At 73.6% G+C, this 9,727-nt stretch carries 10 protein-coding genes; 5 read left to right on the top strand and 5 right to left on the bottom strand.

Features of this window, described 5'->3' with window-relative positions; genetic code table 11:
* The 3 genes from HUX53_RS08250 to HUX53_RS08240 all read left to right on the top strand — a co-directional run.
* The coding region (locus HUX53_RS08250) for a YafY family protein (RefSeq protein WP_176402565.1) at positions 1–571 on the top strand (571 nt) is incomplete at its 5' end.
* An 88-nt stretch (positions 572–659) separates the two neighbouring features.
* A complete protein-coding gene (locus HUX53_RS08245; RefSeq protein ID WP_176402564.1) occupies positions 660–1,142 on the top strand; it encodes a cation:proton antiporter regulatory subunit in 483 nt (160 codons plus the stop codon).
* Between the two features lie 6 nt (positions 1,143–1,148).
* Positions 1,149–2,420: a cation:proton antiporter gene (locus HUX53_RS08240; protein ID WP_176402563.1), complete on the top strand. Its 1,272-nt coding sequence runs from the start codon at positions 1,149–1,151 to the stop codon at positions 2,418–2,420.
* Between the two features lie 10 nt (positions 2,421–2,430).
* Here the strand turns inward: HUX53_RS08240 and HUX53_RS08235 are convergent, their stop codons facing one another.
* A complete protein-coding gene (locus HUX53_RS08235) occupies positions 2,431–3,249 on the bottom strand; it encodes an Fpg/Nei family DNA glycosylase (RefSeq protein WP_176402562.1) in 819 nt (272 codons plus the stop codon).
* A gap of 22 nt (positions 3,250–3,271) precedes the next feature.
* Positions 3,272–4,315, bottom strand: coding sequence for an acyl-CoA desaturase (locus tag HUX53_RS08230; protein WP_176402561.1), 1,044 nt, complete (start codon positions 4,313–4,315; stop codon positions 3,272–3,274).
* Positions 4,316–4,516: 201 nt separating this feature from the next.
* Between HUX53_RS08230 and HUX53_RS08225 the strand changes: the two genes are divergently transcribed.
* Positions 4,517–5,302 (top strand): tyrosine-protein phosphatase, encoded by a 786-nt coding sequence (locus HUX53_RS08225; protein ID WP_176402560.1) that lies wholly within the window; start codon positions 4,517–4,519, stop codon positions 5,300–5,302.
* 124 nt (positions 5,303–5,426) lie between these two features.
* Here HUX53_RS08225 and menD read toward each other — a convergent pair whose 3' ends face one another.
* The 3 genes from menD to HUX53_RS08210 form a co-directional block, all read right to left on the bottom strand.
* A complete protein-coding gene (gene menD, locus HUX53_RS08220; RefSeq protein WP_176402559.1) occupies positions 5,427–7,094 on the bottom strand; it encodes a 2-succinyl-5-enolpyruvyl-6-hydroxy-3-cyclohexene-1-carboxylic-acid synthase in 1,668 nt (555 codons plus the stop codon).
* On the bottom strand, positions 7,091–8,041 hold the full coding sequence (locus HUX53_RS08215; RefSeq protein WP_176402558.1) for an o-succinylbenzoate synthase: 951 nt from the start codon (positions 8,039–8,041) through the stop codon (positions 7,091–7,093). Before HUX53_RS08215 ends, menD begins: the two co-directional genes overlap by 4 nt.
* 64 nt (positions 8,042–8,105) lie before the next feature.
* Entirely contained in the window at positions 8,106–9,005 is a 900-nt protein-coding gene (locus HUX53_RS08210) for a 1,4-dihydroxy-2-naphthoyl-CoA synthase (protein ID WP_176402557.1), read from the bottom strand.
* A 112-nt stretch (positions 9,006–9,117) separates the two neighbouring features.
* Between HUX53_RS08210 and HUX53_RS08205 the strand changes: the two genes are divergently transcribed.
* On the top strand, positions 9,118–9,727 hold a 610-nt coding region (locus tag HUX53_RS08205), incomplete at its 3' end, for an AMP-binding protein (protein ID WP_176402556.1).

The following is a 9,727-nucleotide window of genomic DNA, read 5'->3' as shown; positions in this document are numbered from 1 at the left end:
TGCCGACCATCACGAAGATCAGCGCGACCCCCGCGGCGATGATGATGTTGGTCATCGGGCCGCCTCCGCGAGGAGCGCCTCGGCCACCCGTTCCAGTCCCGCCACGCGAGAGCCCTTCACCAGTACGCCGTCCCGCGGCGCCCGCCGCTCGCTGAGCGCGGGCACCGCCGCGCCGCCCTCCTCCACCCTCACCACCCTCCCCGACCACTTCGACCGCCCCGCCGGCTTCGACCTCGCCGCCCACTGGACCGCCTACACCGAACGCTTCGAAGCCGACTCCTACCCAGAACACGCCACCGTCCGCCTCTCCCCCGACGGCCTCACCCGCGCCCAGATCCTGCTGCCGCCCGCCATGGCCCGCGCCGCACTCGACACCGCCACCCCGCCCGGCCCCGACGGATGGATCCAGGCCGTCCTCCCCATCGAATCCGTCCGCCACGCCCACGTCGAACTCCTCAAACTCGGCGCCGACGCCGAAGCCCTCGACCCGCCCGAACTCCGCGCCATGATCACCGCCACCGTCCGCGCCCTCGCCGCCCGCTACACCCCCGCACCCGCTCAACTGGGATAACGACCCCCACACCCGCGCATCCAACACCCCACCGCGCCCGGTACGGTCATGTACGACCCCAGCACAGTGAGACGGAGGACGAAGCACCGTGGACGTCGAACGGACCGCTTTGCCCGGAATCGGCCTGCAGCACGTCATGACCACCGGACGCGGCCGCCAACTCGGCGTCATCTCCCACCGCACCGGCCGCCGCGACCTGGTCATCTACGACAAAGAAGACCCCGACAGCTGCATCGCCACCGTCGCCCTCACCGCCGAAGAGGCCAACGCCATCGCCGAACTCCTCGGCACCGGACGCATCGTCGAACACCTCGCCGAACTCCACCGCCAGGTCGAAGGCCTCATCACCGAGCAGTACCCCATCGCCGCCGGCTCCCCCTACGACGGACGCCCCCTCGGCGACACCCGCGCCCGCACCCGCACCGGCGCCTCCATCGTCGCCGTCGTCCGCGACGGACAGGTACTCGCCAGCCCCCGCCCCGACTTCACCTTCACCGCCGGAGACATCATCGTCGTCGTCGGTACCGGAGAAGGCACCGCCGCCGTCGCCCAGATCCTCGCGACCGGCTGACCGCGCATGCACTCAGCCGTACAGCTCATCGAACTCGGCGCCATCATCCTCGCCCTCGGACTCCTCGGCGCGATCTCCGTCCGCTTCTCCATCTCCCCCATCCCCCTCTACCTCATCGCCGGCCTCGCCTTCGGCGCCGGCGGCATCCTCCCCCTCACCACCAGCGAGGAATTCGTCTCCATCGGCGCCGAAGTCGGCGTCATCCTCCTGCTGTTCAGCCTCGGCCTCGAATACACCGCGAGCGAACTCGTCGGCACCCTGCGCACCAGCGCACCCACCGGCCTCGCCGACATCGCCCTCAACGCCGCCCCCGGCGTCGCCGCCGCCCTCCTGCTCGGCTGGGGCCCCGTCGCCGCCGTCGCCATGGGCGGCATCACCTACGTCACCTCCTCCGGCATCACCGCCAAAGTCATCGGCGACCTCGGCTGGATCGGCAACCGCGAAACCCCCGCCCTGCTCTCGGTCCTCGTCTTCGAAGACCTCACCATGGCCGCCTACCTGCCCATCCTCACCGCCCTGCTCGCCGGCGCCGGACTCATCGGCGGCGCCACCGCCCTCGCCGTCGCCGCCGCCACCATCACCGTCATCCTCTACATCGCCCTCCGCCACGGACGACTCGTCGAACGCTTCGTCGCCAGCCCCAGCGAAGAAGTCCTCCTCCTCAAAGTCCTCGGCCTCACCCTCCTCGTCGCCGGCATCGCCCAGCGCCTCCAGGTCTCCGCCGCCGTCGGCGCCTTCCTCGTCGGCATCGCCCTGTCCGGCACCCTCGCCCACACCGCCCAGAAACTCCTCGCCCCCCTCCGCGACCTGTTCGCCGCCGTCTTCTTCGTCTTCTTCGGCCTGCGCACCGACCCCGGCGACCTCCCACCCGTCCTCGGCGTCGCCGCACTCCTCGCCGCCGCCGGCATCATCACCAAACTCGCCACCGGCTGGATCGCCGCCCGCCGCGCCGGCGTCGCCACCACCGGACGCCTCCGCGCCGGCGCCGCCCTCGTCCCCCGCGGCGAATTCAACATCGTCATCGCCGGCCTCGCCGTCAGCGCTGGCACCAACCCCCGCCTCGGCCCCCTCGCCGCCGCCTACGTCCTCATCCTCGCCGTCGCCGGACCCGTCCTCGCCCGCGGCACCGAACCCCTCGCCGCCCTCCTGCGCAGCCGCCGCGCCCAGCGCCGCGCACCGCGCCGCGCCCCGCAGACCGACGACGACGTCCCGGTGATCCCCAGGCACGCCCACACCGCGCACACCGGCGACACCGGTCCGACCCCCACGGTCTCCTGACCGCTGGACGTCACCCCGCGGCGGACGGCTGGCACCCCGGGCACCAGAACAGGTTCCGCGCCGCCACCTCCGCCGCCGCCACCGGCGTCCCGCACACCAGGCACGGCAGCCCCGCACGCCGGTACACGTACACCTCACCGCCGTGATCGTCCACCCGCGGCGGCCGCCCCATCGCCTCCGGCGTGTGCTCCGGACGCACCGTGTCGATCCACCCCACCCGCACACCCTCCGCCATCAGCAGCACCAGATCGTCCCAGATCGCCGCCCACTGCCCCGCCGCCAGCAGCCGCCCCGGCAACCGCGGATCGATCCCCTGCCGGAACAGCACCTCCGCCCGGTAGATGTTCCCCGGCCCCGCCACCACCGACTGATCCATCAGCAGCACCGCGATCGGCGTCCGCGCCCGGCTGATCCGCCGCCACGCCACCTCCGGATCGGCGTCCGCCCGCAGCGGGTCCGGCCCCAGCCGGTCCCGCAGCAGCTTCACCTCACCCGGCTCCAGCACCTCGCACGTGTTCGGCCCCCGCAGATCCGCGAAATGCGCCCCGCCCGCCATCCGCAGCCGCACCAGACCCACCGGGTCCGGCGCCGGCAGCTCCCCGAACCCGAACCTGCCGTAGATCCCCAGATGCACGTGCAACGTCAGATCGTCGTCGAACCCCAGCAGCAGATGCTTGCCGTGCGCGTCCGCCTCCACCAGCACCCGCCCGTCCAGCCGCCGCGCCCCCTCCGCGAACCGCCCCTGCGGACTCGTGGCGGCGACGGCGAGACCGCCGAACACCCGCTGATGCTCGGCGGCCAGGCGATGAATCGTGTGTCCCTCGGGCATGGCCCGGAGCATAGCCCCGCCCCTACCGCACCGGCTCCCCGATCTCCCGCATGTGACCAAGAGCCTGCCGGTAGGACGCGACCAGACCCGTCTCGGTATAGGGGACGCCCACCGCCGCGCAGTGCTCCATCACCAGCGGCCGCACCCGCCGCAGGGCGCACCGCGGGATCCCCGGGAACAGGTGGTGCTCGATCTGGTAGTTCAGCCCGCCCATCAGCCAGTCGGTGACCACCCCGCCCCGCACGTTCCGCGACGTCAAAACCTGCCGCCGCAGATGCCCCCACCGCTCCCCCGGCTCCGGCATCGCCATCCCCTTGTGGTTCGGCGCGAACACCGCACCCAGATGCACCCCGAACAGCGCGTGCTGCACCGCGATCAGCGCCACCGCCTGCGCCGGCGGCAGCAGCGCGAACGCCAGCGCCAGATACCCGACCGCGTGCACCAGCAGCAGACCGCCCTCCACCAGCTGGTCGCGCCGGGAACGGCCCCGCAGGAACATCAGGCTCCCCACCTTCAGGTTGACGCCCTCCAGCGTCAGCAGCGGGAAGAACAGCGCCGCCTGATGCCGCGCCACCCAGCGGAGCACGCCGCGCTTCCGTCCGGCCTGCTCCTGCGTCCACGCCAGCACGCCCTCGCCCACGTCCGGGTCCTTGCCCACATGGTTCGGGTTGGCGTGGTGCCGGTTGTGCTTGTCGTTCCACCACCCGTGCCCCATGCCGAGCAGCAGGTTGCCCAGCAGCAGCCCCAGCCACCGGTTCGCGCGGGCGCTCCGCGCGATCTGCCGGTGCCCCGCGTCATGCCCGAGGAACGCCGTCCGCGCCGCCAGGACGGCCAGCGGGACGCCGAGCAGCACCGTCCACCAGCCGGGCCCCGCCCACGCGACCGCCGCCCACACCGCGGCGGTCGCGGCCAGGTTCAGCCCGATCGCCCGCGCGTAGTAGCCGCGGCGGCGCTCCAGCAGCCCGCTCTCGCGGACCCGCCGCGCCAGCGGAGCGAAGTCACTGCCGGCCGACCGGCCGGACGGTCGGGACGGGGCCTGCGATGGGGCCTGCAGAGTCGCGGGCATGGAGCCTCCAGTTCGAGCAGGGAAAGCGACAGCTCGAAAGCTACGGAGCGTGAGACCGGCCGGTCGCCCCGCTGCGGAGCCAACTCCGCCCTGGCTCCAAGGTCCCGGTCCCCGCCCCGTCCCTCACCCCCGGTGCCTCCGGAGCCGGAACGGGACCCTGCGTAAAAGACCGGGCACCATCGCCCTATAAGGTCACAAGTCATGGACGATGGCACACGGTGGATCGAACTGGACGGTGCGGTCAACGCCCGCGACCTCGGCGGACTCCCCACGACCGACGGACGGGCCACCCGGCTCGGCCGCGTGCTCCGCTCCGACAACCTCCAGGACCTCTCCGTCGCCGACGTCCGGCTCCTCCTCGACGACTACGCGCTGAAGAACGTCATCGACCTGCGCAGCGACGCCGAGGTACGGCTCGAAGGCCCCGGGCCCCTCACCCGCATACCGTCCGTGACCCTCCACCAGCTGTCGCTGTTCCCCGAGGGCGGCCGCCACACTGACGTCGCCGCCGACACGGCCGAGGACGTCGACGTCGACAAGGCGCTTCCCTGGCAGGACGACCGGTCGACCGGCCACTACCTCGGCTACCTCGCCGACCGGGGCGACTCCATCGTCGCCGCCCTCCGCGTCATGACCCGCACCGACGGCTCGTCCCTGGTGCACTGCGCCGCCGGCAAGGACCGCACCGGCGTCGTCTGCGCCCTCGCCCTCGACGTCGCCGGCGTCACCCGCGAGGCCATCGTCGCCGACTACGCCCAGACCGGCGAGCGCCTGGACGCCGTCCTCCGCCGGCTGCGCGCCAGCGACACCTACGCCGCCGACCTCGACTCCCGCCCCGCCGACAGCCACCTCCCCCACGCGTCCCTCATGGAGAAGCTCCTCGCCCGCGTGGACGAGGAGTACGGCGGGACGCTCGGCTGGCTGGACGGCCACGGCTGGACGCCCGAGGACACCGACGCCCTCCGCGACCGCTTCCTCTCCCCCTGATCGGCTCTTCGCATCGCTGATGTTGGGTTTGTTTGGGGTGTGAGTATCACACTAGCCCGGCACCTTTACATTGTAATTTGAAGGCTGAAGTACATGGCCGCCGGTGGTCGCGGCGGGTGACGGGTCAGGCCAGGGTCTCGCGGACGGCCGCCTGGGCGGCCTTGCGGATGTCGGCGTGCAGGGACGCGTTCGCCTCCCTGTCGGTGCGGGCCTCGATGATGCGCAGCCCCTCCCCCGCCATCGCCTTCGGCAGGTCCGCGGCCGCCTCCAGCCGCCGGTACGGGACGCCGTGCGCGGCGGCGACCGCCTCGATGTCCACCTGGTGCGGGGTGCCGAAGACGCGCTCGAACGGGCCGCGCAGCGCCGCCTGCGGCAGCAGCGAGAAGATCCCGCCGCCCTGGTTGTTCACCACGATGACCGCCAGGTCCGGACGGCGGTCGTAGGGCCCGACGATCAGGCCGTTCTGGTCGTGCAGGAACGCCAGGTCGCCGAGCAGGGCGTAGGAGCGGCCGCTGTGCGCCAGCGCGGCGCCCATCGCCGTGGAGATCAGCCCGTCGATGCCGCTCGCGCCCCGGTTCGCCATGATCCGGATGCCGCGGCGCGGCCGCATCACCTGGTCCAGGTCCCGGATCGGCATGCTCGCCGCGGTGAACAGCAGCGACCCGCCCGGCAGCCCCGCCACCAGGTCGCGCGCCAGCCGCGGCTCGCTGACCTGCGGCACCGCGTCCAGCACCGCGTCCACCGCCGCCGCCGCGGCCAGATCGGCGGCCCGCCACGACTTCAACCACGCGTCGTCGCCCGACACCACCGGGATCTCCACCTCGGGCGCCACCTGCGTCGCCGACCGGACCGGGTCGGGCCAGTGCGCCAGGTCCGGGGCGAGGACGATGTGCTCCTCCGCGCGGCGCAGCAGCGACAGCAGCGGCCGCGACAGCCCCGGCTTGCCCAGCGTCACCACCACCTCGGGGCGGTGCAGCTCCACGAACTCCGGGACGCCCAGCAGGAAATGGTGCGACGACAGGGCGTGGTCGCCGTAGCGGGCGTTGCCGTTCGGCTCGGCCAGCACGGGCCACCCGGCCATCGACGCCGCCGCCACGTACCGCTTGACGTTCGACGCCCCGTCCCCCACCACCAGGACGCCGCGGCGGGTCGGCGGGACGTGCAGCACCGACCCCGGCGTCGCCGGCCGCACCTTCGTCCACGCGCCCGTCACGTCGCCGTCGAGGGGCTCGCACCACGTCTCGTCGCCGTCGGGGATCAGCGGCTCGCGGAACGCCGTGTTCATGTGCACCGGCCCCGGCGACGGCGCCCGCGCCATGCCCCACGCGCGGCTGACCAGCGACCGCCAGTACGCCACCATGCCGGGGCGGTTCTCCGGCACGCCGACCTCGGTGCTCCACCGCACCGCCGTCCCGTACAGCTTCACCTGGTCGATCGTCTGGTTCGCGCCGGTGTCGCGGAGCTCCGGCGGACGATCCGCGGTCAGCACGATCAGCGGGACGCCGGACTCGTGCGCCTCGATCACCGCGGGGTGGAAGTTCGCCGCCGCCGTCCCCGACGTGCACACCAGCGCCACCGGGCGGCCCGCCCGCTTCGCCAGCCCCAGCCCGAGGAACGACGCCGACCGCTCGTCGATCCGCACGTGCAGCCGCAGCCGGCCCGACTCCTCGGCGGCCTGCAGCGCCAGCGCCAGCGGCGCCGACCGCGACCCCGGCGCCAGCACCGCGTCGGTCATCCCGCACCGCAGCAGCTCGTCGACGAGGACGGTCGCCAGCGCGGTCGCCGGGTTCACGGCGCCTCCTCGATCAGCGCCGGTCCGTCCAGGTGCTCCTGCGCGGCCAGGGCACGGCCGCGCCACCCGCCGGCGGGGGCCTCCCACCGGCGCAGCGCGTCCTCGTCCACCACGGGCCGCCGCACGTCGATCTCGCCCGCCACCGGGCGCAGCGGATCGCGCACCACGTCGCCCTCCAGCAGCGACAGCGTGCCCAGCCCGCACGCGTACGGCAGGTCCGGCAGCGCCGCGGCCAGCGCGACGCCCGCCGCCAGCCCCACCGACGTCTCCACCGCGCTCGACACCACCACCGGCAGCCCGCACGCCTCCGCGACCCGCAGCGCCGCCGCGACCCCGCCGAGCGGCTGCACCTTCAGCACCGCCACGTCGGCGGCGCCGGCCGCCCGCACCTTCAGCGGGTCCTCGGCGCGGCGGATCGACTCGTCCGCCGCGACCGGCACGTCCACCCGCCGCCGCACCCGCGCCAGCTCCTCCAGCGTCGCGCAGGGCTGCTCGGCGTACTCCAGTTCGAACCGGTCCAGCGCCCGGATCATCCGGGCGGCGTGGTCGACGTCCCAGCCGCCGTTCACGTCGATGCGGACGCGGCCGTCCGGCCCGATCGCGTCGCGGACCGCCTCGACCCGCGCCATGTCGTCGGCGTCGCCCTGCCCGCGCTCGGCGACCTTCACCTTCGCGGTGCGGCAGCCGGACTCCTTGGTCATCGCGAACGCCCGCTCCGGGCCGACCGCCGGGATCGTCACGTTCACCGGGATCCGGTCGCGGACCGGGGCGGGCCAGCCCTCGTGCGCGGCCTCCCGCGCGGCGGCCAGCCAGCGGGCGCACTCGGCCGGGCCGTACTCGGCGAACGGCGAGAACTCGCCCCAGCCGGCGGGGCCCTGGACCAGGACGCCCTCCCGCCGCGTCACACCGCGGAACCGCGTCCGCATCGGGATGGCGAACACCCGCACCCGCTGACCCCCTGACCTGGCCGCCGAATCACGATATTCCGGATCACACCGTGCGTATGAACACTTAGTAGTACCACGGGAAACGCGACCAATCGGGGTCGCGCTTCTCCAGGAACGAGTCCCGTCCCTCGGCCGCCTCGTCGGTGCCGTAGGCGAGGCGCGTCGCCTCGCCGGCGAACACCTGCTGCCCCACGAGCCCGTCGTCGATCAGGTTGAACGCGAACTTCAGCATCCGCTGCGCCGTCGGGCTCTTGCCGTTGACCTTCCGCGCCCACTCCAGCGCCGTCGCCTCCAGCTCGGCGTGCGGGACGACCGCGTTGACCATGCCCATCCGGTGCGCGGCCTCGGCGTCGTAGGTGTCGCCGAGGAAGAAGATCTCGCGGGCGAACTTCTGCCCGACCTGCCGCGCCAGGTACGCCGACCCGAACCCGCCGTCGAAGCTCGCCACGTCCGCGTCGGTCTGCTTGAACCGGGCGTGCTCGCGGCCGGCGAGGGTCATGTCGCACACGACGTGCAGGCTGTGGCCGCCGCCCGCCGCCCAGCCCGGCACCACGCAGATGACGACCTTGCCCATCATCCGGATCAGCCGCTGCACCTCCAGGATGTGCAGCCGCCCGGCCCGCGCCGGGTCGATCGTCTCCGACGTCTCGCCCTCGGCGTACTTGTAGCCGTCCTTGCCGCGGATGCGCTGGTCGCCGCCGGAGCAGAACGCCCAGCCGCCGTCCTTCGGCGACGGGCCGTTGCCCGTCAGCAGCACGCAGCCGATATCGCTGGACATCCGCGCGTGGTCCAGCGCCCGGTACAGCTCGTCCACCGTGTGGGGGCGGAACGCGTTGCGCACCTCCGGGCGGTTGAACGCCACCCGCACCGTGCCGTGGTCGACGGCCCGGTGGTAGGTGATGTCGGTGAAGCCGAACCCCTCGACCTCTTTCCAGGCGTCCGCGTCGAACAGCTCCGAGACCATGTGTTCCTCTCCCTGAAGCGCCCGCGCCGGCCGGGGTCGCGGGCGGTCGTGACCCATTCAACCGCTGCCGTGTTTGAACGCGTTCAGCGGGGTCGTCTAGGCTGATGAGATCATGGATCGCCCGCTGCACGCCGTCGTCCTGCCGCCCAGCCCCCGCCTGCTGGACGCCCTGGCGGACGCGCTCGGCGGCGGCCCCGCGATCTGCCCGCTCTCCCCCGGCCTGCCCGAACCGGCGCTGCGCGGCCTGCTGGACGCCCTGGCCCCCGACGCGGTCGAGACACCGGACGGGCTCGTCCGCCGCGCCCCCGGCGGGCACCCGCCGGTCGACGCCGGCACCGCGGTGCTGATCGCCACGTCCGGCTCCACCGGCGCCCCCAAGTTCGTCGAGGTGTCCCAGGACGCGCTGCGGCACTCCGCCGCCGGGACCCTCGCCCGGATCGAGGCCAAGCCGGACGACCGGTGGCTGTGCTGCCTGCCCACCAGCCACATCTCCGGCGTCCAGGTCCTCGTCCGCTCGCTCCTGGCCGGCACCGAACCGGTCATCACGCCGCGCTTCGACGCCGCCGCCGTCGCGCGGGCGGACGGCTTCCACGTCTCCCTCGTCCCGACCCAGCTGCGCCGCCTGCTGGACACCGGCGCCGACCTGGCGCGGCTCGGCGCGATCGTCCTCGGCGGCGCCGCCGCCGCGCCCGGCCTGCTCGCCCTGTCCCTTATCCACATCT

This window comes from Actinomadura sp. BRA 177, assembly GCF_013372625.1.
Taxonomy (GTDB): Bacteria; Actinomycetota; Actinomycetes; order Streptosporangiales; family Streptosporangiaceae; genus Spirillospora.
This window is presented reverse-complemented; position numbering and strand designations above follow the sequence as displayed.

Excerpts from the sequence above, each read along its gene's own strand:
- HUX53_RS08230 (WP_176402561.1), bottom strand. The coding sequence starts at position 4,315 with ATGCCCGCGACTCTGCAGGCCCCATCGCAGGCCCCGTCCCGACCGTCC.
- HUX53_RS08240 (WP_176402563.1), top strand. The coding sequence starts at position 1,149 with ATGCACTCAGCCGTACAGCTCATCGAACTCGGCGCCATCATCCTCGCC.
- HUX53_RS08235 (WP_176402562.1), bottom strand. The coding sequence starts at position 3,249 with ATGCCCGAGGGACACACGATTCATCGCCTGGCCGCCGAGCATCAGCGG.
- HUX53_RS08210 (WP_176402557.1), bottom strand. The coding sequence starts at position 9,005 with ATGGTCTCGGAGCTGTTCGACGCGGACGCCTGGAAAGAGGTCGAGGGG.
- HUX53_RS08225 (WP_176402560.1), top strand. The coding sequence starts at position 4,517 with ATGGACGATGGCACACGGTGGATCGAACTGGACGGTGCGGTCAACGCC.